Source organism: Oxalobacter aliiformigenes (assembly GCF_027116575.1).
Taxonomy (GTDB): Bacteria; Pseudomonadota; Gammaproteobacteria; order Burkholderiales; family Burkholderiaceae_D; genus Oxalobacter; species Oxalobacter aliiformigenes.
Genome location: NZ_CP098252.1, coordinates 1,824,307 through 1,850,953 on the forward strand (window position 1 = coordinate 1,824,307; position 26,647 = coordinate 1,850,953).

A 26,647-nucleotide genomic window follows, 5' to 3' on the forward strand; every position below is an offset into this window, starting at 1 on the left:
AGTCCGGTATGAACGTAAAAAGTTCGCATATACCGGAATGAGCTGACAAATAATCTAGCCATTTGATAATATTTTGCAAGGAACACTGTATTGCCCGCATTATGGGTTGAACCATTTTCAGATCATTCAGGAAAAATATTACTATGACCTGTCCTGACTGTTTCCCAAAATGCATCCGTCTCATCCTACCAATGTAATGAAACTATATGCCTCTTACGATTCTGGGAAAAACCGACTTCATTTTGGCAAAAGGCTTTCCCGAAAGTTACCGATTTGATATTACCACTATTCCTCTGAGCTCTCATGACACTTGAAACCCGTTATCGCTGCCCCGTCTGCCACTATGAACGCACGCTTACATACGGCACGCAATGGTCGCATGTCGATGAATTGCATCGATACCGACGGGACATTCTTCGCGGGAAATACGGAGATCAGGCAAAAAAATGGCTGACACGATATCCTGAAGGGATGTTGACCATATCAACAGCCTTGTTTTCCTGCCTGCGCTGCAAAGCGATACAGACGGCAGAGCGGCTACTGCTTGAATCCCCACAAATATCATCTTGGGAACTATCCATACACTGTACAGCCTGTTATGCACCCTGCCAATTGCTGGTATCTCCCCCGCAAGACCTTCCCTGTCCGGCTTGCGGAAAAACCTGTATAGCTATTGGCATACCTCCGGAAAAACATTGAAAATCCGGCAGTCATATCGCACTGGTCATCTTTTCCAGAGAATTTCCCTGATTCCACCAGTTTGCTTTCATGTGACATGATCAATACACGGCTTTACTGTCGAAGAAATACTATAATGTTATCTTTTTCCATATCTTGACAGGCACTGGCAGAACTGGTTTTCATGCAGGCAGCAAACAAGAAAAAAGTTATTTTCGTGACAAGAAAATGCCAGAAAACGGCAGATTTTTTCTTGGTTCATACAACAGTAAATGGTGTCTTTCATGACTGAATTCCTGCAAACGCACTGGATTGAAATAGCCGGCACACTGTTCGGCCTTTTCTATCTGTATTTCGAATACAAGGCATCCATATTGATGTGGCCTTCCGGTCTTTTGATGTCCGGTTTTTATATCTATGTTTTTTTCATCAGCGGATTCTATTCAGGCGCTGCAATCAATATTTACTATATGGTAATGGGAATTTATGGTTGGCTGACATGGTATAAAAAATCATCCGGACCAGCTAAATTGCGACAACTCCAAAAACCCGGACATTATGTTCTGGTCATCATGGCAGTTGCCGTTTTATGGGGCATTCTTTCCTGGATACTTGAACAAACCGATAGTACTGTTTTTGTTGTGGACGCACTTATCACATCCCTTTCACTAGTAGCGATGTGGATGCTCACCCAGCGCTATATCCAACAATGGATACTGCTGATCGTGGCAAATGTGATCTCGGTTTTCGCTTACGCGTATACACAGCTTTACTTTACCAGCATTATGTACATCGTTTATACAACTGCCTCTGCGGCAGCTTATTTTCACTGGAAGAAACTGGCAGAACAATGAAGTTATATCCCCTAGCTGAAGCAGACATCACGGCAAGCGCCGTAATTGTCGCTAATGGAAACTTTCCTGTACATCCTGTACCGTTGTCATTCCTGAAAAACAAAATACCCGTTGTCTGTTGTGATGGTGCCGTGAGAAAACTTCTCACCATCGGCAGGATGCCTACTGTTATCGTCGGTGATTGCGACTCTCTGTCAGAAAAAGAGAAACTGCAATACGCATCCATAATCCACAAGATATCCGAACAGGATACCAACGACCTGACCAAAGCCGTCCGTTACTGCCTCGCACAAGGATGGAAAGACCTGATTATTCTTGGCGCGACAGGCCGACGCGAGGATCATACAATAGCCAATATCAGCTTGCTGGCAGATTATATCGACATTGCCGGCGAAGTATGGATGCTATCCGATTATGGAGTCATGAATGCCATACGCGAAGACGCGACCTTTGAAAGTTATCCAGGACAGCAGGTATCCATATTTTCTATCGAAAAAAAACCGATGAGTTGCGAACACCTGAAATACGGTTTTGAGAATGTCGTATTCACTAATTGGTGGCAAGCGACACTGAACGAATCGCTCGGCAAAATATTCACGCTCCATGTATCCGGCAAAACCATTGTTTACCGAACATTCAAGGATATTTCCTGACCGCTCTTCCAACCTTGCCAGTTTAATAAAAAAGAGAACAGGGCAAAAAATTTCACAATTCATTTGCCCTGTAACCAAGCATCTATCAGACTGACAACGTTTTCATTATAGTGCTTACCTTGCAGACACGGAAATCACCAATTGATCCTAACGCCAGCAAAACCGCCGACACTCTTGTAACTTTTTTCTCCCTTTTGTAAACGCATCTGCGCCCAAGCATTCACGTTTTCATTGAGCATCACTTCAAACCCGGTTTTCAGCTCGGCAATATCGTTCGGCAAACCCGAATCAAAGTTTTCGTCTTCAATGCGAATCATTGATGTTTTCTGATTATGCCACCAGTTCAGCTCGGCATAAGGCTGCCACCGGGTATCTTTTCCCCTACTATATCCGAAAATACGTGTTCCCAAACGAGTCGATATGCCGTTTTTATGCCTGTTCTCGATTACGGTTCCGTTGCTTTCGACTACATCATTGGCATGGTAACGGGTATAAACGATTTGTGCCTGTGGCTGAACATAAACATGATAATCTTTATCTGTATAAGCATCAAAAGTCCAGCCGCCTTCCAGCGATCCGCTCCATGCCCTGCTGTTATACCGATTTTCATCGAGTTCTTCACCTTTTACCTGATTCTTGAACCAGCTATGTTGCAACCAGCTATCCAAATAAGGACCTGATGCTCCTTTCCTCGCATCAGAATACCAGGTGGTGTAAACTCCGGCACTGTAACCGGTCAGATCACTATCTGCCCTGTATACCTGTCCGTCGGTCAGACTACGGCTTCTGACCGTACCGTAACCGGCCATTACTCCAACACGCCAGTTATTGATATTTTCCGCACTACGGAAAATATCGCTTCCCACCTGAATCCTGTTGCCCCAGCGTCGCTGGTCAATTTGACCCGCACTCCGACCTGTACCATAATCAGCCTCGACATATCCCCAGAAAGCCTCTGCATTTTCGCCGGCTACTGCACTTTCCAAGAACTGCCTGTTTCCCGTACGGTCTTGCAATGTATGTCTGAACATCGTCAAGGCCGCATCCCGATTCGCCAGATATGCACCGACTTCCGGGCGTATGGGTGCTGTTCCAGCATCATTGCGTGTGGAACGCAGATACCAGTCCCCATCATCCGGATTATCCACACTTCCTTTGTAAAGCCGGTAATCATAGGCCCCTTGGACAACACGATTACCCAAATGGAACTCTCCGTCGGAAATACCGTCCACCTGAACAATCTGGATACCATTATGAGTAGCATTTCCCATACCTCCGGCATTATTCAGCATGACAGCAGTCGATCCCGATGTATTGCCCTCCACAATCAATTTATCCGTTACCGAACTGTCATCCCCCAGAACCGTGTTCATCACAAGTAAGCCACTACCGGAATAATCCCCTTTCACCCGAAGAACATTCCCTGCATCATCCCCACCCAGATGAATTGATCCGCTATTGGTCAGATTACCTGATATTGTCAAGGTACCTGTGCCCTTTGTCAGAACCGCCATTCCGCTTCCTGCGGCCAGAATTCCCTGATTGATGACATTACCGCCAATCAAACCATACCCCCCCAGAGACGCTCCCTCCGCAATTCTGACATCTCCACTTCCTGAAAGCGCACTGGAAAGGCCGTCCATCACGAGCGAACCATGCATGATTTCCGTACCACCTTCATGGGCATATTCCGAACTGATACGAACAATACCCTCGCCTTCCTTGACCAGTTTTCCAGATCCATTCATGACATTGTCGAACTTCCAGTCATCATCACTATGGAGAACAAGATTGCCTTCATTAGTGACTGTTGCTGTTCCCAACTGTGAATCTGACGTTGCGGACAGTGTTGTTCCGGAACCGATATGGATACTGCCCGAAAAATCAGCATTATCCGCCAAGAAACCCACGTTGCTACCATTTGTGAGAGACACGATTCCGGTTCCTTCCAACCTGTTTTCCATTGTCCCCTGTGCTCCGGATAACTGCAGATCGCCCGACAAATTGATATTTCCATTCCCCAATCCCTTGACTGATTGCAATCTGGCCGTGGCACCGCTTTGCAGATCTATAACAGCATCCAATTTTTCATTGGCATTAGCAACCGTCAATGTCCCTCCCGACAAATGCAGATAACCGCTACCGGAAAGATCGCCATTACTTTTTCCACCAGCCGCAATCGTCAGATCCCCTCCTCCCAGATCGAGAGTTGATCCTGTTTCTCCGTTCAGTTCACCGATATTCTGACGGAATCCATTCATATTGACTGTTGCAGTCTCACGGATATTCAATGCACTGGTATGCCCGAATACGTCATTCGCCCCCATATTTAACGTCCCGCTTGTTACGGTTGTCTGTCCACTATAATCATTGGCTGCATTCAAAAGCGTGATACTGTTATCATGTGCCCTGAACTCGAAATCGCCTGAACCGGTCAGTTTCGTGCCAAAGTTGGCATCAGGTGCTGTTGCCGAATCCAGTATTGCGTTTGTTGTGCTTTCCAGTGTCTTCAGGACATACCCGCCAAAAAGCCCCGTCATGTTTTCAGTCTTGTTATCCGTAATGACTGCCATATATCCATAAGTCGCACGGAGATCACTGTTCCCAAACCCGTCATTGGTTACGACCGTTTTGTCCGCCGGAACGATACCATCCATCAGAAGATTCAATTGGGTTCCTGCAGAACTAACAGCATCTGCCTTGACAATCGCGATACTGTTTTCCGCGTTGACATCCCCCTGCAATAACAGATTGCCGCTTCTCTCTGGATCAGGATTCAAGGAAGCACTCCCTTTATAATTCACCGTACCCGGTACAGTCGGAGATTCTTTGGCATCCACATTCAGATACCCGACCGTCAGTACATCAACATCCGTACCGTTTCCAAGAGTGGTATTCAACTGACCGCCACTGAACGTCAGATTACCAATAGACCTGTCTCCATCCAGAGTGACACTGCCATTTTTTCCCAGTTCAAGAGTCGCCTGTGAAAGAGCCGAACTGTTGGCATCTCCCAATATCATGCTACCGCTGTCAAGTTTCACCTCGCCACTAAAACCGCTACCGACCGAGTGAGAAAAATCGAAAGTATCAGATGACGATTCCAGTGTAACCAGCAACTTGCCATCACCCTCAAGCCGGTTATCGAACGTATAAGTATCTCCATCAGGATTATCGATAAACAAGGTACCCTGTGATGCGATATCGATAACTCCACTTCCGATGGACCCTTTTCCTGTCAAACGTATCGTACCATCACTGATCAGCGTACCCCCACCGTAAGTATTTTTACCGGTAAAGGTAACTGTTCCACTACCGGCCTGCTGCATCTGCCCTGTGCCACTGATGACTCCATCATATTCCAGATCATCTGCACGATTGAAGACAACCACACCGGCATTCACAATATTTCCGGATACACTACCACTCGTACCGCCATCCCCTAACCGCAGAATCCCCGTATCGACAGATGTCGTCCCGGTATAGGTATGATCACCGGTCAGAGTCAGTTCTCCATTCCCGGCCTTGACCAGACTGCCATTCCCGCTGATTATTCCGCCATAGGCAATATCATCACTTCGGTTGAAAACGAGTTTTCCATCATTAGAAATATTCCCCGCAACACTGCCGGTCGTCCCGCCATCTCCGATTTGAAGTGTACCGGCATCAATCGATGTTCCCCCTGCATAATCATTATTTCCGGTCAGTATCAACGTCCCATTGCCTTCCTTGACAAGATTACCACTCCCTGTAATAACCCCATCATAGACAATATCATCACTTCTATTGAATCCTACCGTCCCATTATTGGCGATGTCCCCCGCATAACTTCCTGTTGTCCCTCCATTGCCAATTTGCAGGGTCCCTGCCGTAACTGTCGCCTCTCCCTTGTAGGTGTTCTCTCCCGTCAGTGTCAATGTCCCTCCCGACAAAGCCAGCGTTCCTGCACTTCCACTGATCACTCCTCCGAATTCTCCTCCTCCGGCTATTTCCAGATTTCCTCTGTTGATGTCCAGTTCCCCTTCTCCATTCAGGGTTCCTATCTTCTGGTCTTTACCGTTTATGTCCGTCCTGGCACCACTATGGATATTCAGTTCTCTTGTCTCTCCCAACGCATGGTCCGTCCCCAGTTGCAGGGTCCCTTCACTGACTGTCGTACTTCCTCTGTAATCGTTATTGCTGTTGGCCAGTATTATTCTGTCTGTCGCACTTATTGCCAGATTCCCGCTTCCTGTTATTTTCGCCTTCATGTCATTCGATCCTGCAGGCGTCGTTTCATCTCCTGACAATGTCAATGTCTGGCCATCTTTCAATTCCAGTTCGGTCAGACGGTAACTAGTAAACAAACCATTACTTCCCGGAGAATCTGAAATACTCTTCAAACCATATGCATAACTGGCAACGGCTACCGTATTGCCCTCCTGTTCCACATCAGACTGAACAACTCCCGACGCTACCGATCCCGACAGATTTTGTAAAACAAGATCCGAGGCTGCCCCCTGTACTGCATTTGCTCTGACCAGCAACTGATTTGTTTCACTGTCGTCTTGTACCAAAAGCGATTTGGCCGAAATAACCGATGTATCTGCATTAACCTGTACTGTTCCGGAATCCAGTGTCAGTACATCCGTCCAAATCACACCCGTCGGCATATTGGGAAACCGCAGCAATCCACCATTCACCTGTAAATTACCAATTATCTGTTCACCTGCTCCGACATTCGTCGTATTGCCTGAATTCAACCGGAGAGTCGATTTGCCAAGAACTGTCGTATTGTTTCCAGCCAGGCTGAACAAGCTGTCATCCAATTCAAGCGTACCGGCAAACCCCGTACCGGTTATATTGCTGAAATCAAAGGTATTTGTACCGGAAGCCAATCCCACCTTCAACAAACCGTTTCCAAGAAGTACATTGCCAAAATTGTAATTTCCGCTGAAAGGACTATCTATCTGCAAGGTACCATTTGTATTGATCGTTACATTACCCTTACCAAGAGTTCCGTTTTCAGCCAACATCAGAACCCCCTCATTGACAACCGTTCCATCGCTGTAATTCTGTACTGTCGGTAATAACAATGTACCTTGGCCATTCTTGACCAGCCTTGTCGTACCGGAAACCGGTGCTTCCAGTCTCAGCAGACCAGGGCTACTACTCTCATCCAGCCCGATATTCGCATTCACTGTTGTACCTGTATAACCGGTTTTCAGTGTACTCGACGAGTTTACTGTTCCATATCCTGAAAGATTCACGACACCACCTGCAGTGTTTCCCAACGCGATATTGGCAGAATCTAGCAACAGTGTTCCTCCAGCTACCGCAATTCCACTGCCACTATTCAGATTGATCGTTGCAGCTTTCAACGTACCCGAATTTTCACCTTTCAATGTGGCTGAATTTTTCAGATTGAATGTGCCATAAGTTGTCCGTCCATAGTTGACTCCATCGGCAACAGTAAACGTCCCGCTATTAATATTGGTATTGACATTGATATCAGTATCAAAAGCAGTCGATTTTCCGTTATCTCCATAAAAAACCGTCTCTCCAGTACCATTTTGGTCAAGTGTCAGTGTTGCACCGGCTACCAGTGCAAGAGGATCATAAAAACGGATTGCATTACCCTGTGTTCCATTCAATGTCAGCGCATTGGATGTTTCCCAGTAAATTGAATTCGGCGTCCCGGTTCCTTCAACAGGCTTGTAAAAGATATAACTGTTACCTGTATCAAGTGTCCGGTTTTCAGATACAAACGTGGCCCCCTGACGGTTTCCTTTAAATACAATATCTCCCTTGTTGGCATTGATATTCAGCGTGCCTTTCCGGACATATATCGCCCCACCAAGCGATTTGGCCGTATTGTTGGTGAATTCTGCCTCACCGGCAATATTTACGGAACCCGTTTGCGCATTCAAAAAAATCGCTCCGCCCAACCCATTTCCGTTGGCTGAATAGACATAATTGTTATTGAAAACGGAATTCCCGTTCAGATAAAGGTTGTAATTGCGATTACCCGTTTCTCTGGACTGATTCAGCCCGATTGCCCCTCCTTGCGCATTATTATAGGCATTGGTCTTCAGATCATTGACAAAATTGCCATCAAAGATGACATCATCGTTAAAGGTTATTGATGTACCGGTCGCCCCGGAAGATGCCAGAAATCCGACATGAATTGCTCCACCACTGGCACTACGATCCGTATAATGATTCGGAAAATCCTGAGTTGTATTCTGAACACTGTACGTGTAATTATCCGTAAAACTGGCATCACCATTGAAAACAAGTGAACCATTTCCTCCCCACATATCAATGGCACCACCATAATGTCCTGTGTGATTATTATGGAACGATGTTGTACCGTTGAAATTCACTGTTGCAGGAGCATCCGAATAAATTGCCATTGCCCCACTATAATTTGCAGACCAGTTCGAATCAAACGTGACATTATTGTAAAAATTCATGGTACCTGAACTGATTCCGATTGTTCCAGGTTGATCAGCAAGACCATGATTTCCCAAAAAAGTAACCCCCTTCTCCCCTCCGTTAATATTGGTCACACTGTTCACACGTTGTGAGATGATTGGACCATAATTGGCTGAAGCATATAAATTGTAGTTACTGGGTCCTATATTCTGGAATGTTGTGCCATTGAAATCAAAATTGGTTGTAATACCCGATGTACCGATCCAAAATAGCGAATCCCTTGCACTGGCAAATGTTTGTGTTCCGACCATCGCGTCATTAATGGCCAGAGACCCATTATTACGATTGAAATTAAAATAAACGCCTGTTGATGGTCCGAACGTAATCCTGTGGCCGTTCCCGTCAATCGTCAGATTATTCGTATCGCCCGCAGCATAGGTATATACTGTATTCCAAGAAACATCACCCGACATACTAAGATCATATTTTCCTTTATTCAAATATCCACTGACGATATCTTCGCCTGCTGCTACTATTGTCTGTCCATATACAGGCAAGGCAATGGAAACAGAAATAAGGACATAGGAAATCGAGAATAATCGCATTTTATGAGAAACCGAATTCTAAAAAGTTGACTTGGACAGCCAGTTTGGTGAGCCAACAAGAAACACACAAAAACCGGCTGCAGGTCAATTTTGTCCTCTATTGATGAAGTAGCATTTGTCGTTAAACAAGGAATCAGTCATGATGAGTTGTTCTATGATAGAAACAGGCTGATTCTTTGAGCGATATTAGATTCCAGTACGGTCGTAAAAAGATAAATTCCAAGAAGTACAGATTATGTTTCACCTAATCCGTCTATAAAAAAGTTTTGGAAAGAAACAAATAAATGTATTTTATATAATTGATCTTTATGATTAATTGGCTATAAATCAATCCCTGACCAACGTTGGGAAATCATTTCAACAAAAACAAGAAAACTCAGACATATGTAAATAATTTGAATACATCCGATATCTGTAAAAAATGAACTCGAACTTCCTTGAAGCAAACAAAAAAACACCTGTAAAATTAGTGAACTTATAAAATGAATACAAATAATAGTCAAACTTACAAGACGGAAACAGTACCCCCCACTTAACTCTTAAAAGATTGATGACTATCATTCTATTCCGGATTTTTAAAACTCAATGAAACCTGCTTTTTCAGAAAAAACATTTTTCCGAATAAGACATTTGAGAAAAACGATATCTTGCATACAAACTGACAAACCATAATAAAAGCAAATCTGCCAAATACCAGTAACTTATAAGAATATTCGGAGTGGATTCACTCTAACAATTATTGATTTCTTGCATAGTCAAATCACATATCTTCTCTCTTCTGTGAGTCCGCGATTTTTTCAAAGACATAAAAAACCTTACCTAGAAATAAATACACTTAGATCATTGATATATCATACAATCACAGATGTCTTTGGATTATTCAGAACCTTATTTTGGAACGACTTTCAGATACTCACATCCTATCCAAAAAATTGTAGATCTTTTGCAGCAGTTTGACGTTTTTCATCCTTATCGGTAGAAAGCTTGACGATTTTTACCACGACATATCCCTTTCCTAGCAAGAATGGAGTATAAATTTTCCAAATAAAAGCATATATCCCGATAAATGCTCCTTTCTTTTCCAAATTCAAGTGAACAATCCGGAAAAACTGTGATAACGGACTTAAAATAGCACGATTCTAGGAATTTGAAAAAACACAAATCCTTTAAAATAAAAGATTTAGTGACGAAGAGAGGCCCTTGATTTCACAAGCCATTTCCTTGGACTATTTCAGTGAAATCTCCGGATAATTGCCAAGAGTATCGTCTTTTTCCAGCAGAATCCGTATAATACAGAAAGAAGAAACTGTGGGTATTGCGGATATATAATCCCTGAACCTGTCTGACGTCCAAATTTCGTTTTTGAGATCTCTGAATTCAAGTGTAGTCAGTTCGCGTGCTCTTTTCAGCATAATTTATGATGGGAAAATGATAAATGAGATTATCGAACCCGTTTTCCCATCATAAAATCATGGATAGTGCCGGTTCCTTTCGGATACTTTCGGACACAAAATGCACGTAAGTGACTGAAAAATAAAAAAAATCCGAGACATTTTCGGATGTTCTCGGATTGGTGTGGAGAGGGAACTTCTAATACCTCTCATTACCCATTGAAAAATAAGTGTTTCTTCAATTAGATACTTGGAAATGCCCCCATAAATGCCCCTATTAATTTTTGCTTGATCAATTATTTTTTGCAGTTGCAAGCATACCCAGCATAGATTGATTAATTTTCTGCTTTGCACCCTCTTGGGCTTTTTGATGTTGTCTAACAGGGAAAGCGCCTGCAGCAACAGCACCTAAAGCACCAATGCCTGCTGCTACACCATTACCTAATATAGGTGAAAGAAACGGAAATAAAGTCATAAAGGCACCTACGCCTGCACCACCTGCTTTTAGTGCCAAATCTTTCACTTTACCTGCGTATGTCTTTTCAATCTCAACAATATCTTTCTGATAACGTTGCATCAAACATGATAATCCGTGGTTAACTTCACGCACAACATCACTAATCTCAGCTCCACCAGCTTCAGCAAGTTGATTCGTATATTTCTTTAATTCAAACTGGAACCACTCATGTTCCTGTTTCTTCCGTAACTCAACCAGACCTTCAATAGGAATATTTGCAAGCCAACTCATACTCTGATCTTGCAGAGCTTGCATTGTCTGGAATGATTCATTTGACAATATTTTGTTGTTGACCAACGTTTGAGCCGAGGCTTCACAGCATTTCATATAATAATGCCAATGCACTTCTTGGTTTAATAATGGCTGTGCATGTAATGATTGGCTATTATCAAATAAATGATATTGAGGTCCTAGACGTTCCGATATGCCCATTAAGATTAATAACCCACGAGGCATTCGTTTCATCATATCTATCATATCTGTATCTCTTCGATGTTCTTCTTCAGATATATATTTTCTTACAGCTTTTTCACCAGATAAAATCTCATTTGGCGAACTACCGGGTGGAATAAACAGCTTTTTAGCCATAACAGCATCAATGAATTTAGTTTCATGATTTTTTGAATATTCAACTAAATCCTGAAAAGAGTATATAGCACCATCACATACAGGAGAAACCAACTTAAGTAACATGTCACCAATACCCTGCTTTGTTATCGCATCGTTCTCTTCTAGTTCGAGTTCAAAACTTGGAAAAATATAAACAGGAGGGACAACAAAATGAGCGTCGATTAATGGTTTTAGTTTTAAAATATAAAAAAGTGTTTCCGCAAGTTGTAAATGAACTGCATTCAGATGCATATTACCTGAAACATGAGGGTAAACAGGATCAGGAATCAGCTGGGTATCTGAACAGAGTCCCGCAATACGAACGCCATTCAAAGCAGATTTTAAGAAAGCCCTTTGACCGCCAACAACAAACTTTGCTCCACCAAAATCTATAGCATCTGTGTATAACCTGAATTTGTGTGCATTGTAGAAATCTAGAAGCGATTCCAAAACTCTATTAAACTCTTTCTCAAAAAGATTTTTTTGATGTTTTAGTCTATCAATGAATCGTACGTGAATTTCATGAAGATCTGATATTGAATGAGATGTTGCTCCAACAAGAGCTATAAATAATTTTTCAAATAGTTCAAATAAATTCGATTGAAGTTCCTGAGTCGTAAACTTTTCTTCAGATTCCTTCATCGCTTCTTCAACCTCAGGCCTAAAAAACATATCTTTTAGCATCTTTCCCGTAGCCCTTGCAAGTGACTTTGCTTCAGACGAAAGTGCAGTTGTATCTTCAACTCCCACTCCATTGAGTGGGACATTTAATATTTCCTCATAACACCCTTTTAACTCTTCTTTGATGTGTAAACGCCCATCCTTTATAGCTAAAATAGTGTTGTGCACATCTTGTGCCAGAGATAGATCTTGCTCCTGAGACATAGCTTCTACTCTTTATTATCAGTTTAAAATCAGTAATAAATTCATCATACATTATAAATATTGCTCAATGCGCTTCATAGCATCCAACAAGTTTTTAAGGATCTGATCTGGTATCAGAATAACAAATTCTTCCACCAGATCAATTTTGTAACCCTTCTAACTAAAAATCACATCCTCCACCCTCTCGAAATCCAGATACCTTCCATAAAGGGCGTCGACCATATCCAGATCACCAATTTCCCGGTAGGCTGCAATACAGTCTTCCAGTGTCAGCGTCTTGAATCCTGATTCTGACGGTTCGTTTGATATCAGGTACTTCTGATAGCTCTTCACCGCTCTGTCACAAAGATAGTTCTGCATCGGATAAATGACGATAAATCGTCCATTGTCGTATCGCCCATTCTGTACCAACGCCCTGCTTAACATGTGTTCCCGCCATAACTGCTGAACAGGGTGTTGTCTCAGTTCTTTGGCATCAGCATCTTTGTACAAACCGGATTGACGGGACAACTCATCATATCGTGGTCTCAACTGGGCCAGAGGTTCTGTCATGGATTCGGCATATTTGACTTCTATGGCAATGTGTCCACTTTCCCCGTTTGGTGTGATGCATTCAATAAAGACATCGAACGCTGTGTAATCATGGGTATAGTCCGGATTGCCTCTTGCTGGGGAATGCTCAAAATATATCCCTTCCACACTTTGCACGTAATCCGGAAAAAGGGATTTGAAGAAGCGATTGGCTTTTTCCTCATCCAGTTTCAATCCTCCACAAAAAGATTGAAGCAAAGCGGCTGGCTGGAAAGCAGATTTGTCCATAGCCTTTCTTCATCTATCAATGCACCAATCTCCTGATAAACGTATTCCCGGTATACCAGTTTCGCTATTTCGGGCGTCAGGAAATTCATCCCTTTTTTTCCACTGTCCATACTCAACCGGCTACCCAATCTTCTCTTTTGTCCTTTTGGATTACGGTAACTCCCAATAGGCAGATTTCTTTCCTCCCGCCACAAAGATTGCAACAGTCGTGCCACGGAAATGAAACGATGGTCTGAAGGTTCGTTGACCTTGTGAGCTTTCAGGATGTGTTTCGAGATAAGGGGAAGTCTCTTTTCTTTCATGATGTCATTCCTTTTAAAAAGCCGTGATTGGCTAAGAAATGTTCCAGAAAGTGGACGGGAAGTTTAGCTCATCTGCCTTGAAAACAGGCAAAAAAAAACAGGCCAAATGAAAAAAATTGTAACAGAGCCTAACTCCATGTTTCATATAAGGAATATACCTTTTTTCAGTCCTATTTCCGCCCTGTTTGTTACAAAAAAGTTTCGATTTCACTATAAGCAAAGCCTTCCAAAACGTATATGGCATATGAAGGAGCATTTTTCCTTCCAATTTGACTATCAAAATGACAGATAAAGGAGAAATTCATGTCTAACTATTCTGAAGAAATGGCACAACAAATGACCGTAAGTGGAAACACACCAAACAAAGAGAAATTTTCTTTATTACAAGGACTGGGGTTTTATTCAAAGTTAGCCACTGCCATATACGGCAGTAATGAAAAAGAGTTTCAAAAAGCAATGTCGCAAGAAGCTAATGCAGCTAAAAAGGCATACGCAGACATTTACATATATAAAAGAGGACGCCAGTACAGCTCTGACATTGAACACTACTACCGATACCAGAAGGGCGATTTATCCAAACGATCTACACATCTGACCCGGAAGGAATTCACTGATTTATATAACTTCATCAGTGACGCCAATCAGGAAGGGTATATCCTGAATGTTGGCCTTACAATCAGCTGGAGCATGCTGGGCATTAAAAGGCATAAAGAAGCAACTGGTCTTCTGGATAAAGGGTTCATTAAACATTTGAAGAGCTGGCATGCCTATCGCATTAAAACCGATCCTGCTGTACCCGATAAATCAAGGGAAACTCCCCTGCTCTGGTGCTATGTTCATGAGAACTCTCCCCAAATGGGTTTCCATACCCATATGATGATCTGCATCCCTCAGGAAATCATTCCATCATTCAGACACTGGGTCAGAAACAGAATTCAAAAACTGTCGAAAGTACAGCCCGTCCCCAAAAAAGCCGTACATATTTCCACACCCCCCAGCCAACCACTAAAAAGGCAATGGATTCGTTTCCAGTATATGTGTAAAGGACTTGACCCAAGAGAAATTCTCAGATTTGAAAAATACGGTTGTGCGATCCCTCTACTGGCACTGACACAATTTCATTACAGGGATCCCGGTCTGCTCGATTGCAAAAAAAAGATGGGCTACACCCAGCGATATAACTTTTTTGCTCTATATAAAAAGGAATATAGGAACTATGACTATGTTTTCAACCTTGAACAATACAAAAGTGACTTCCGCAAAATATCAGGATTCTGTTCTGCTCTGGATCAGGGAATATACGATATCCGGACTCTTTATCCCTCAACACTTGATGATATGACAAAAAGTTACCCCAGAAATATGAGCAAAAAAAATTCCTTTAGCGATTCCAGAATTAGATGAAAATGGTCCAGATATTCCAGCACTCAGAAACATTAAAATCTGAAACCAGTATTCACGGATATCCTCGTAATCTGATTCTTTATTGAAAGCGGGAAACGACAGTATGCTTATCCTTCTGTCCGTTTCCCCATTCACTTGCCCAAAATATTGTTCAGTCATCCAATAAACAGAGGCCTTAAAATTCTGTGGCAAAAATAAACCACAGAATCAACAAAACGACACCCAATAAAGACATTCAAAAACAATGGATTAGAAACACCCGTCAAAAATAAAAGTGACTATCCACCCGCCACCTCCGCCAAGCATGTCATGTAATTTCAGAGAGCTGTTGAATTTATGGACATTCACAAGCTGTCAGATGTATTGATTGTAAAAAGTTTTCACGTCTTGCCCTGCCCATCAAGTAAAGCATATGTATTTCCTGAATGATGGAATGATTTCCTGAGGGATGCAGATCATCATATGGGTATGGAAACCCATTTGGGGAGAGTTCTCATGAACATAGCACCAGAGCAGGGGAGTTTCCCTTGATTTATCGGGTACAGCAGGATCGGTTTTAATGCGATAGGCATGCCAGTTATTGAAACCTATTCATCCTGACCATCAGACACAGTGGAAAGGGAATATCAGGCATACGTCTGGATTGGTATTGGTATAGAGGTATAGAGGTATAGAGGTAGTTTGGTAATAGAGAAACAGCCGGTATTTATCCGGCTGTGTATTCGTATAGTTGGATGGTATGTCTAGTGTGAGTGGTATGTGTAGTGTGGATGGTTCTTTAACCCCTTCTCTTTTTATATAACTCACTGATAGTTAGTTATGATAGTTAGTGACATGTATTTTTATTCAATCGCATAAAATTCATTCACCTCTATTCATCTTGTGCGGGTATACCTTGGACGCACCTAAGAAAACAGCCTGATAAATACAGGCTGTATTGTGATTGCAGTGCGGTGAATCTGTCTGGTGTGTTGTACGGTGGGGTTAAGTGCCTCTCTCACAAATCATATACTTCTTTCGATCCAGTAAATATATTACTGGGTAAGATATTTTTCATTTTTTTCAAATTCCCTCATACGGAAACAAACTTTCCAAACATCCTGTATAAAAAGAAGCATCCAGTCCTAATCAGCCACAGGTACAGGTGGATGAAAGTTAGGATGGCCTTCAGTGCGTTCCCCACGGGCATTTATCCAGAAGAATTTTGCGTGGTGACTATAGACTTTGGAGGCCTCTGACAAGTCAAATGCTACAGCCAAAACAAGGCTGAGAAGTAACCTGACGATTTCAAGAGTATCTTCATAAAAAAATTCGATATCCTTATCAGTTGCATCTGCAAAAGATGCTTTGGAAGGCGTAATTTGCCTATGAGCTAAATGTTCATCACGTAATGCACGAATTTTCAGAAAAGTGGCGTGCCCGATACCACCTTCCAGATATTTTTCGATGAGGCTGATTACTTTATCACGTTTTTTATCGAGTTTGGTGTTTAAATATCGTGGTAATCCTGAAGCAGTAATACCAATTCTTGAAACTCTTCTGGCAACAAGAGCATTGAAAACTTCGGTGCTTCGTAATTCTTCTCTAATTTTCGTCATGCGAATTGCCTGATGATTGCTATCCCATAATCTCATTAAAGCAAGCAACATTTCGCGCCTCAGTGATGAACGAATAATTTGAAAAGAATGGGTAGCGAAAGATTCTCCCATTCGTTCAAGCAACTCATTATCGTAAGCTGTCGGCTTCCAGGTCTCATGAAACATAACGGCTGTAACAGCCTCATTCTCAGCTGCTTTAACGGCAGCTTTTAATTTATCAAGACGTTCATTAATAGTCATGGCGGTATACCCAGTTTCAGAAAAAATCCTTCAAACTTTATCATAAGGCGACTCAACCCAAATCTGATAGTGCCAGCCTGATCGAACATGATTTCCAATGATCCGCGCTCCGATATACTAAATGTAGAGTGATCATTAAAAAGAAGGCAACTCCTCAATAAAACGTTCCAGTTCACTTTTTGGAATCAGGGTACTCCTTCCCATTTTCTTGGCCTTGATTCGCCCTGCTTTCACTTCCTGATAAAAAGTTGTTCGTCCAATCCCGACCATTTCACAAAATTCCTTAACGGAAAAAAGGAGTTTGCCTGTTGTTTTGTCGTTTTCAGTATTCATGCTTCGCCCTTATAAAGTTTCTTCAGGCGTATATAGCTTCGACGTGCAAGTTACTTTATTTGGGCAATAGAATAGAAAAAACCGGCACAAAACAGATATGCCGGCCTTTCATAAACCATACCAATGAAGCATCATTATGTATTCAGGGAAAAGACATCATTACCCCGCTATGCAACTACCCTGAAAACATATCTGACTCAAACTACCTTAATCATTCTCTTCTGCTTCCATCGCCTTCTTTTCTTTTACTCCCTGAAGAGCTGATGCAAAATTCCAAAGATCACCGCGCAAGAAACCACCCACGGCAACAATATGTTTCTTGTCATCATCCAATTGGGATGCATATTTGATAGTAGGTAATCTCCATGCATTTGCAAAAACAAGAGTAGCTTCACAACTGTATTTTCCTATCTTGTCGTCATAAGCACTCGCGCGTGGATGTTCCAGTTTTACTGTTTCCTCAACCTCTTTTTCATTCAAATTACCTGCGCCACCAACCTGACCAAGAATAATGCTCCGAACAAGGGAAAGCGTTTCCTTGTCAGAACATTTGGGAGGTTCTTTTTTGCAAGCTGACAATAAAACTGCCAACATTGCTATTGAAATAAATGCTGCCGTTCTGTTCAACATGTTTTCTCCTATTTACACTGTGCAGTAAAGTTCTTTTTCACATCATCACTGATGCCAGAACCGACACGAATATGGGTAATGGGAACGTTCTTGAACAGACGGTGTGCATCACGGTCATATTTCCCGCAGTTGAATTTTGTATTCATAACAAAGTTGTCCCCCTCTTTTTTCTGCATAATGTCTTCCCATTTGGAGGCTGCATTCATGGCCTTGTCGCTAACAAGCTGTGTCTCCAACATTAACTCAACAAACTGATCAGAACGAGGGGCCTGCCAGTAGTGATTAACAAAAGGATCAGCTGCATTACCGCACCACATTCCAAGACATTCAGCCATGAATTGCCCGCCTCCATTGGTGATCGTGTCAAACTGTCCATGCGTCAGTTTGTGGGCATAAGTGTTTTTAGGCAGATTGGGAGCAATATTGCTGATATCAAACGTACACGATGGGCTTACTTTCATCTCAATAGAACCGATGCTTTTTCCATCCGTATGAACTGTCAGAGGACATTTTCCAACCTTGTATTCACGGGTATTACCTAATTTACTCTTTGGTTTTCCAGCCAGTTTTTCCAGACTGGGCAGGTCAGATGAAAGCATCTCTGTCGTGAAAATCTCATCAAGTTTGGATTTGGGTTTATTTTCAGGTTCTGCTTGGGAAACTGACGGAATCCCGTCTTTTGGTGCTGCCTGAGGCTCTTTTTTGCAGCTGGACAATAGAATTGCCAACATCGCTATCGAAATGAATGCTGTTGTTCTGCTTAACATTTTTTCCTCTATTCTCAATTGGTTGGTTTAAAGAAATATGAAGGATGATGCGGCACATCCGAAATAAACAAACAGAAAAAGAAAATTCTGATCGAGTAACTTGGCTCGCTTATAAAGATAAATTGGTGTAATCAACCATGTCCATCTATCTACCTTGTTCTGATATCCTGCTTTCTTGATCAGTTTTTCATCTGATATCAAAAGCCAGACATAAAAAGGAATCCATATAACGAGATACAGTAATGAGACTTTAAAAAGACCTTTATATGTCGCGCCATATCCTGCAAAGCCTTGATAAAACCCGATAAAAAAATCGTAGATAATAGTTCCATAAAGTGACGATAAAGCGAGTAATCAAACCATGACACTTTTTACTTGTACAACAGGAGGAACGCTTTTATCGACATAAGTGTTCAATTCAGTTTCTTCCACGCTCTTCCAGTCAGTAAACCCTTGCTGCCATACACGAGACTTGGCTGTAAGAGTTCCTGTACGAATAAGTTCGCCTATTTCTTTTTCTGTGACAGGTCCCTTCTTTTCTCCATCGCCTTCATAAAACCAGTTTTTCTCAAGTGACGCCTCTTCCATTGAATACTCTCCTTCAAGACAAGTAAGTAAGAATTATTTTTATAAATATACTCAATACGCCCACAGTTAGCATATTGCGATATTACAAAACTTCTGAAGCTAAGACAACATAAATTGCACTTACTTAACAGTTTGAGGCTAGTTTATGAGCAGGGATATTGCAGTACGGTTAGGACGAAACATTGCCGAGGCAAGGAAAGCGTCTGGAAGGACTCAGGCTGAAGTAGCAGAAAAGGTGGGAATTGATACCGTCTCTCTCTCCCGCATTGAAAGAGGAACGGTCAGTCCAAGCATTACTACACTGGACCGTATTGCTGATGTATTGGGAGAACCATTAGGCAGACTGTTTGATGGTGCTTCTTCCGGTACAGCGGCTCTGGCTGATGATATTGCGGCACTGCTGGAATCCCTGTCTGTAAATGACAGGATGTTTTTGATGGAACAGATTCAGGTATGGGCAAGGAAGCTGTCGAAAAAGAAAGTGGACTGATTCATTCAATAAGCTGCATAACATAGAGAATGGCCACCAGTTCCTCTATAACGAGATCGGCATTGGTGTGGCAGATCATATCCTTAAATTCTCTGCTCATCCCTTTGTAAAGCCTCCTGCCTACGATCGTACAAATCAGCTTCTTTCTTTGAATATCGCGATAAACAGCCTTGTTATGGATATGGCAGACCAAGTTCGGAATGTTCAGGTTATTGCCTCTGAAGACATTTTTATATCTGATCCTGAAAAGAATGTCCCTGATGGAACGGCCTGATCCCGTATAAATACACTGTTCGTGTATGTTGCAAAGAAGGCTTGCCGGGTCATTCCCGTACCCAAGATATACCTGATTACGGCGAATATTGGCGATTTGATCTTCCCTGAGGGAGCTGTTTCCTCTGAATATGTTCATGCTTATTCAGCTGAAGAACCATGTTTTCAGAAGAATATTGATTTTCTTTTATTGATTACTCATCAAGACCTGCATTATGAAGATTCTCAAGGAAAAATGTTTTCGAAAGTATCAATGTACACTTTTCCAGTTCCTTGATTACATTCTGACAAATATTCCTTTCTTTATCCGTCAGCAAAAGACGGTTCTCATGCTGTAGCTTATTCATTATGGACTGAACACTCATAATTGAACGTCTGGCTACATAAAGCACTCTGATACGTTCTCCACTGACCTCTTTTTCTTCATAAAGATAGAGACGTTTCCAATAGTCACTAAAATTTAAATCACAATAAAATTCATTCGGGACATTTTCCGCTTTAGAGATTGCTGTAAAAAAACCTGTCATGTCGGCTATCAAATAGCTAATCTGTCCATTTTTGACCTGATTGGAGATGTTTTTTTCTTCCTCCTCTTTTCTTTTGCTACTACCTGACTGGTAAAGTACCGCCCAGATAGCAGCAGCTATCATCGTTATGGAAGAGACTGCCTGAACCCAAGCTGCTGTCTCCGAAGAATACATACTTGTATTCTCAATTGATCTCTTTAATCCAATAATGGCAATAGAAAAAAATATAACAAATAGTATTCCAAGAATTGCCTGCATTCTACTGAATGATTCCGTTACAGGTTTGAAACGAAACATCATGACAGCAACACAGATTGAACCTGATATGCAAAGAAAAATTAAAATTAATTTTCCTAGTAATGTTGGATTATTAACAGAAACCTCAATAGTATCCGTGAAGTCAAAACTATAAATATTTACTATTTCAACTATCTGTGCAATTACCAAAATAACCAAAAAAAGTGCATATATCCTCCATGCATTCAGACTTTTTATTTTTTCTTTGATATTCATAAAGTCACCATCTCATCAATCACGCTACACAATTTTCGTACTACTCAACCCATCCAGATAATCCGCCCACTCCTGCATCATCTTCTTGCGTTCGTCGAGGAACATGGCTCTATCATAGGCACTGTCTATCTTATTCTTCTGGGCGTGGGCCAGTTGACGGTCAACCACTTCATGGCGATATCCCAGCCGTTCTTTAATGGTACTCATTGCCAAGGCTCGAAAACCGTGTCCGGTCATCTGGTTCTGGTAACCCATTCTTCTGATAGCCATGAGGATGGCTCCGTTGCTCATGGGCTTTTTCGGGTCTCTCTGGTTCGGAAAAAGCCATTGGTTTCTTCCTGTGAGGGTATGCAATTCCCTGAGTAGTTCCAGTGCCTGTCTGGACATACAAACGTGGTGATCAGTCTTGTCGGGGTTCATGGCGAGTTTGCCACGTTTCATCCGGTTTCACGGGATGATCCATTCTCCTGTTTCCAGATTGATTTCACTCCACGGGGTTTCTATGAGTTCGCTGGTTCTGAGAAATAACAGGAGGATGAGACGAAGGGCGATGCGGGTAGGCATGTAAAGCCGCGCTTCGTTCCTTTCCATAATTTTCAGAAAGTTGGGAAGCTCGTCAGTTGTGATGGCGGCAAAATGCCCCTTTCTGACAGGCTTTAAGACATCGGTCAGGTCGGCAGCAATATTTTTATCGGTATAACCATGCTGGATGGCATAGCTGAAGATTCGCGCACAATTGGCCTTCAGTCGTTTGGCGATTTCATTGGCTCCCCTCTCTTCAATTTTCCGGAGGGTATCGATGAGTTGTTTGTGGGTGATGGCACTGATTGGCAATGCCCCTATTTCGGGAAAGATGTCTTTTTCCAGCCGGTTGATGATGTCTCTCGCAGTAGAGGGCTGCCATGTTTCAAGACGGTTGGTATGCCATTGTCGGGCTATTTTTTCAAAGGTATTGGCGGCTCTTTCAAGGTCTGCTTCTTTCAAGGCTTTCTTGTTTTCGGAAGGGTCGATACCTGCGGCTTTCAGTTTGCGGGCTTCATCCCGTCTCTGGCGCGCCTGTTCCAGGGATACGTCCGGGTATTTGCCGAAGGAAAGCCGGTTTTCTTTTCCGTTGGCCTGTCTGAATTTCATTCTCCACAGTTTGGAGCCGAGCGGAGTCACTTCCAGATACAAGCCGCCACCATCGAAGAGTTTATAGGGCTTGTCTTGCGGTTTGGCATTTTTCACCTGCATGGGTGATAAAGGTTTGACGATTCGGGCCATGATGTTTTCCCTTCCAAAACAAGAATGGGGGCATGGATTTTCTGATGGAGGCATTCAGGGGGAAATTATGCCCCCAAATTTTCCGGATTCTGGCGAACAAGCCAGAACGAAGACAAACAAAAAACCCGCTAAACACATTGTATTTTAGCGGGTTTTCGTATTTTCGCGAATATCAGCGAACTAATTCTTGGCGGAGAGAGGGGGATTCGAACCCCCGATAGGCTATTCACCTATACACGCTTTCCAGGCGTGCGACTTAAACCACTCATCCATCTCTCCTGCAATGGACTACTTGTGAAGCGAAATATTTTAGCATAAAGATGAGGATTTTCCTCATCTTTATGACAATTTTTTGGCGTTCTCACAACGAATTGCGCAACTGATCGAGGATTGCCGGATTTTCAAGTGTGGAAATATCCTGCGTAATTTCCTCTCCTCTGGCAATAACACGTAACAAACGACGCATGATCTTTCCGGAACGGGTTTTCGGCAAATTCTCACCAAAACGGATTTCCTTGGGCCGGGCAATCGGGCTGATTTCTTTCGATACCCATTTCCGAAGATCGGAAGCAATGGACTTCGCCTGATCGCCTTGAGGCAATTCATCTTTCAGGATAACAAATGCGCAAATGGATTCCCCCGTCAGATCATCCGGTTTGCCGACAACAGCCGCTTCCGCCACCATGGGATGCGCGGCAAGAACCGATTCGACTTCCATGGTCCCCAGAGCATGTCCTGATACGTTCAACACATCATCGATACGTCCGGTTATAGTGAAATAACCGGTTTCCGGATCACGTATGGCGCCATCGCCGGCCTGGTACAATTTGCCCCCCAATTCTTCCGGCCAGTAATGGGTCTTGTAACGCTCATCATTGCCCCATACTGTCCGGATCATGGAAGGCCATGGCCGATTGATGACAAGAATACCACCCTGTCCCCACGGCAATTCCTGTCCCGTTTCATCAACGACACTGACAGACAATCCCGGAAGCGGCAAGGTACATGAACCGGGCACCAGCGGCGTCGCACCCGGCATCGGTGCGATGACATGTCCACCGGTTTCCGTCTGCCAGAAAGTGTCCACAATCGGACAGCGTTCCTTGCCGATATGTTTGTAAAACCAGAGCCATGCTTCGGGATTGATCGGCTCGCCGACGGAACCGAGTAACCGCAGGCTGGAAAGATCATATTGTTCCGGCGCGAATTGCCGGTTTTCGCTGCTGGCCTTGATCAATGAACGAATGGCAGTCGGTGCCGTATAGAAAATGCTGACTTTGTGTTTTTCGATCATTTCCCAAAAACGACCGGCATGTGGATAAGTCGGGACCCCCTCGAAAAGAACGATCGTCGCTCCGACTGCCAGGGGACCATAGGCATTGTAGGTATGTCCGGTAATCCAGCCGATATCGGCCGTGCACCAGAAAATATCGGTCGGCTTGATGTCGAATGTCCAGCGCATGGTCATAATGGCCCAGAGCAAATAACCTCCGGATGAATGCTGTGCCCCCTTCGGATTGCCGGTAGAACCTGAAGTATAAAGAATAAACAATGGATGCTCGGCATTGACCCACTCAGGTTGACAAATTTCAGATTGAGACCGAGTCAATTCATGCATCCAGTGATCACGCTCCCTATCAAAAGGTATTTCCTCGTCCGTCCTCTGATAAACGATCACATTTTTGACGGTATGGCTCTCACTCATGGCAAGAGCATCGTCCACAATGGCTTTCAATGGCAAACGACGTCCACCACGAATTTGCATATCAGCCGTAATGACAGCGACTGCTCCTGCATTTTCGATTCTCTCGCCAAGCGACGGAGCAGAAAACCCGCCGAAAACAACGGAATGGATAGCACCAATCCGCGCACATGCCTGCATGGCAACGACAGCTTCTATTGACATGGCCATATAGATCACTACACGATCACCTTTTCTGACACCCAGCGATTTCAGTCCATTGGCCAGTTTGCAGACACGACGGTGCAATTCACGATAAGTCACTTTCGTTACCGTGCCGTCATCCGCCTCAAAAATAATGGCATCTTTTTCTGCATTGCCATTGTCAAGATTTTTGTCAAGACAGTTCCACGATACGTTCAGTTCACCATCCTCAAACCATTTGTAAAACGGTGGATTGGTTTCGTTCAGTACCCGGGTGAACGGTTTGCGCCATAAAACGTTTTCCTGTGCCAGTTCGGCCCAGAAACCTTCATAATCTTCCGCTGCGGCCCGACACAGTGCATGATAAGCATCCATTCCTGAAATCGCGGCGTTCTGCACGAATGCCTCGGATGGATAATAAAATTGTGTTTCTTTCTTCTCGGATGGATTGGCTGCCATATTGTCACTCCTGTTTTAATCCGTCCTGTACGTTGACGGTGACGACTGAATTCTTCTCCTGAACAAGACCATTTTCATCAAGCGACTTCCTGCAAGAAAGTGTCGCTTCCATTTCAAAACACGGTTCTCGTATTCCCTGCCACATATCAGGAATGTCACGTTTCAGGATTTATCTTATAAAAAAAAATAATAATATATATAATCAATTGATATAAAAAGAGGACAATATCCGAACTTTCTCATTTAGTCAAATCTCTTTCGGCCTTTCACGAATATTTGCCGTGCATTTCATTCACATCCAGTGACAGAAGGCTTTAAAATATGCCCATACACTGACAAACAGGCTCTGTTGCCCCTTTTTGAACTCAATCCAGTACGCATATGACCACCATCATCAAGCAGGAAGACCTGATCGATTCCATTGCCGCAGCGCTTCAGTACATCAGTTATTACCACCCTGTCGACTATATAAAACATCTTGCGCAAGCTTATGAAATAGAACAAAGTCCCGCGGCAAAAGATGCTATCGAACAGATTCTCACCAATTCACGGATGTGCGCGGAAGGCAAACGCCCTATCTGCCAGGACACGGGTATCGTCAATATCTTTCTGAAAGTGGGCATGAATGTCAGATGGGAAGGATTTTCCGGCAGTATTCACGATGCGGTAAACGAGGGAGTAAGACGGGCCTATACTTTTCCCGAGAACAAGTTGCGTGCTTCTGTAGTCAATGACCCTCAATTTGAACGCAAGAACACGAAAGACAATACACCAGCCATCATCATGATGGATATCGTTCCGGGAGATACGGTAGAGATCACCCTCGGTGCCAAGGGAGGAGGATCGGAAAACAAGTCATCACTCAAAATGCTGAACCCTTCCGATTCCCTTGTTGACCATGTCATTGACACGGTCAAACATATGGGGGCAGGATGGTGCCCTCCCGGCATTATCGGCATCGGTATCGGTGGCACAGCAGAAAAAGCAGTTTTGATGGCTAAAGAAGCGGCAATGGAAACCATCGACATGGCGGAACTGAAACAGCGTGGCCCGCAAAACCGGCTGGAAGAATTGCGTATCGAGCTGTACGACAAAATCAATGCATTAGGTATCGGTGCACAGGGTGTTGGCGGTATGACAACGGTTCTTGATGTCAAAATCAACATGTACCCGACTCATGCCGCATCCAAGCCGGTTGCCATCATTCCGAATTGTGCGGCAACCCGCCACGCCCATTTTGTACTGGACGGTTCCGGCCCGGTATACCTTGACCCGCCACACTTGTCAGACTGGCCGCAAATCAACTGGCACCCTGATGTGGAAAAATCGGTAAGGGTCAATCTGGATACGCTGACAAAGGATGAGGTCGCTTCATGGAAACCCGGACAAACCCTGCTTTTAAATGGCAAAATGCTGACAGGTCGTGATGCGGCACACAAACGGATTGCCGATATGCTGGCTCGTGGTGAAAAATTGCCTGTCGACTTTACCAACCGTGTCATTTATTACGTCGGTCCTGTCGATCCGGTCCGCGATGAAGCAGTCGGTCCTGCAGGTCCGACCACTTCGACCCGAATGGACAAATTCACGGAAACCATGTTGGGTCAAACCGGTCTGATTGCCATGATCGGAAAAGCTGAACGAGGTCCGGCTGCCATCGAGGCGATCAAGAAACACCAATCAGCTTATATGATTGCTGTGGGGGGCGCCGCCTATCTGGTGGCACGTGCGATCAAGGATGCCAAAGTGGTCGCCTTTGCCGATCTGGGGATGGAAGCCATTTATGAATTCGAGGTAAAAGACATGCCGGTTACCGTTGCCGTCGATTCAAATGGTACGTCGCTTCATACAACCGGCCCCGCCGAATGGTCGGCACGGATTGCCAATTTCCGTGATGGAAAAATTCCTCTTGCATCGAACTGAACGATTCATTTCCGGGAATTCCCA

General features: G+C 43.5%; 21 protein-coding genes and 1 tRNA gene. 5 read left to right on the plus strand and 17 right to left on the minus strand.

Annotated features, from left to right (window positions below; all coding sequences use genetic code 11):
- Nucleotides 1–434: 434 nt before the first annotated feature.
- Nucleotides 435–581: a hypothetical protein gene (locus NB647_RS08450; RefSeq protein ID WP_269282966.1), complete on the minus strand. Its 147-nt coding sequence runs from the start codon at nt 579–581 to the stop codon at nt 435–437.
- Nucleotides 582–962: 381 nt separating this feature from the next.
- Here NB647_RS08450 and pnuC point away from each other — a divergent pair, with 381 nt between their 5' ends.
- A complete protein-coding gene (gene pnuC / locus NB647_RS08455) occupies nt 963–1,532 on the plus strand; it encodes a nicotinamide riboside transporter PnuC (RefSeq protein WP_269282969.1) in 570 nt (189 codons plus the stop codon).
- Entirely contained in the window at nt 1,529–2,185 is a 657-nt protein-coding gene (locus NB647_RS08460; protein ID WP_269282971.1) for a thiamine diphosphokinase, read from the plus strand. The genes pnuC and NB647_RS08460 overlap by 4 nt, the downstream gene beginning before the upstream one ends.
- 134 nt (nt 2,186–2,319) lie before the next feature.
- Here NB647_RS08460 and NB647_RS08465 read toward each other — a convergent pair whose 3' ends face one another.
- The 5 genes from NB647_RS08465 to NB647_RS08485 form a co-directional block, all read right to left on the minus strand.
- Nucleotides 2,320–8,580, minus strand: a complete 6,261-nt coding sequence (locus NB647_RS08465) for an autotransporter outer membrane beta-barrel domain-containing protein (protein ID WP_269282973.1) — start codon at nt 8,578–8,580, stop codon at nt 2,320–2,322.
- A 1,547-nt stretch (nt 8,581–10,127) separates the two neighbouring features.
- A complete protein-coding gene (locus tag NB647_RS08470; protein WP_269282974.1) occupies nt 10,128–10,298 on the minus strand; it encodes a hypothetical protein in 171 nt (56 codons plus the stop codon).
- A gap of 592 nt (nt 10,299–10,890) precedes the next feature.
- Nucleotides 10,891–12,609 carry a hypothetical protein gene (locus tag NB647_RS08475; RefSeq protein WP_269282976.1) on the minus strand — a complete coding sequence of 573 codons (1,719 nt, stop codon included), beginning with the start codon at nt 12,607–12,609 and terminating at the stop codon, nt 10,891–10,893.
- A gap of 156 nt (nt 12,610–12,765) precedes the next feature.
- Nucleotides 12,766–13,428 (minus strand): PGN_0703 family putative restriction endonuclease, encoded by a 663-nt coding sequence (locus NB647_RS08480; protein ID WP_269282977.1) that lies wholly within the window; start codon nt 13,426–13,428, stop codon nt 12,766–12,768.
- Entirely contained in the window at nt 13,371–13,730 is a 360-nt protein-coding gene (locus NB647_RS08485) for a hypothetical protein (protein ID WP_269282979.1), read from the minus strand. The genes NB647_RS08480 and NB647_RS08485 overlap by 58 nt, the downstream gene beginning before the upstream one ends.
- Before the next feature lie 303 nt (nt 13,731–14,033).
- Here NB647_RS08485 and NB647_RS08490 point away from each other — a divergent pair, with 303 nt between their 5' ends.
- A complete protein-coding gene (locus tag NB647_RS08490) occupies nt 14,034–15,134 on the plus strand; it encodes a hypothetical protein (protein ID WP_269282981.1) in 1,101 nt (366 codons plus the stop codon).
- A gap of 1,124 nt (nt 15,135–16,258) precedes the next feature.
- Here NB647_RS08490 and NB647_RS08495 read toward each other — a convergent pair.
- The 5 genes from NB647_RS08495 to NB647_RS08515 form a co-directional block, all read right to left on the minus strand.
- On the minus strand, nt 16,259–16,972 hold the full coding sequence (locus NB647_RS08495) for an AbiU2 domain-containing protein (RefSeq protein ID WP_269282983.1): 714 nt from the start codon (nt 16,970–16,972) through the stop codon (nt 16,259–16,261).
- Nucleotides 16,973–17,107: 135 nt separating this feature from the next.
- A complete protein-coding gene (locus tag NB647_RS08500; protein WP_269264178.1) occupies nt 17,108–17,305 on the minus strand; it encodes a helix-turn-helix domain-containing protein in 198 nt (65 codons plus the stop codon).
- Between the two features lie 207 nt (nt 17,306–17,512).
- Nucleotides 17,513–17,935 carry a hypothetical protein gene (locus tag NB647_RS08505; RefSeq protein ID WP_269282985.1) on the minus strand — a complete coding sequence of 141 codons (423 nt, stop codon included), beginning with the start codon at nt 17,933–17,935 and terminating at the stop codon, nt 17,513–17,515.
- A gap of 8 nt (nt 17,936–17,943) precedes the next feature.
- A complete protein-coding gene (locus tag NB647_RS08510) occupies nt 17,944–18,702 on the minus strand; it encodes a hypothetical protein (RefSeq protein WP_269282988.1) in 759 nt (252 codons plus the stop codon).
- Between the two features lie 354 nt (nt 18,703–19,056).
- Nucleotides 19,057–19,290 carry a DUF4339 domain-containing protein gene (locus NB647_RS08515; RefSeq protein WP_269282989.1) on the minus strand — a complete coding sequence of 78 codons (234 nt, stop codon included), beginning with the start codon at nt 19,288–19,290 and terminating at the stop codon, nt 19,057–19,059.
- A 145-nt stretch (nt 19,291–19,435) separates the two neighbouring features.
- Between NB647_RS08515 and NB647_RS08520 the strand changes: the two genes are divergently transcribed.
- Entirely contained in the window at nt 19,436–19,780 is a 345-nt protein-coding gene (locus NB647_RS08520; protein WP_269282991.1) for a helix-turn-helix domain-containing protein, read from the plus strand.
- Between the two features lies 1 nt (nt 19,781).
- On the opposite strand, the gene NB647_RS08525 is transcribed toward NB647_RS08520, so the two are convergent.
- The 6 genes from NB647_RS08525 to acs form a co-directional block, all read right to left on the minus strand.
- Nucleotides 19,782–20,192 carry a hypothetical protein gene (locus tag NB647_RS08525; protein ID WP_269282993.1) on the minus strand — a complete coding sequence of 137 codons (411 nt, stop codon included), beginning with the start codon at nt 20,190–20,192 and terminating at the stop codon, nt 19,782–19,784.
- A 55-nt stretch (nt 20,193–20,247) separates the two neighbouring features.
- Nucleotides 20,248–21,093: a hypothetical protein gene (locus tag NB647_RS08530; protein ID WP_269282995.1), complete on the minus strand. Its 846-nt coding sequence runs from the start codon at nt 21,091–21,093 to the stop codon at nt 20,248–20,250.
- Nucleotides 21,094–21,117: 24 nt separating this feature from the next.
- Nucleotides 21,118–21,534 (minus strand): tyrosine-type recombinase/integrase, encoded by a 417-nt coding sequence (locus NB647_RS08535; RefSeq protein WP_269282996.1) that lies wholly within the window; start codon nt 21,532–21,534, stop codon nt 21,118–21,120.
- A gap of 6 nt (nt 21,535–21,540) precedes the next feature.
- Entirely contained in the window at nt 21,541–22,356 is an 816-nt protein-coding gene (locus tag NB647_RS08540; RefSeq protein ID WP_269282998.1) for a tyrosine-type recombinase/integrase, read from the minus strand.
- 188 nt (nt 22,357–22,544) lie between these two features.
- Nucleotides 22,545–22,635, minus strand: a tRNA-Ser gene (locus NB647_RS08545).
- 82 nt (nt 22,636–22,717) lie between these two features.
- The gene (acs, locus tag NB647_RS08550; protein ID WP_269283000.1) at nt 22,718–24,700 is read right to left on the minus strand and encodes an acetate--CoA ligase; all 1,983 of its coding nucleotides are present in this window, start codon (nt 24,698–24,700) and stop codon (nt 22,718–22,720) included.
- Nucleotides 24,701–25,081: 381 nt separating this feature from the next.
- On the opposite strand from acs, the gene NB647_RS08555 reads away from it, so the two are divergent.
- Nucleotides 25,082–26,623: a fumarate hydratase gene (locus tag NB647_RS08555; protein ID WP_269283002.1), complete on the plus strand. Its 1,542-nt coding sequence runs from the start codon at nt 25,082–25,084 to the stop codon at nt 26,621–26,623.
- Nucleotides 26,624–26,647 lie beyond the last annotated feature (24 nt).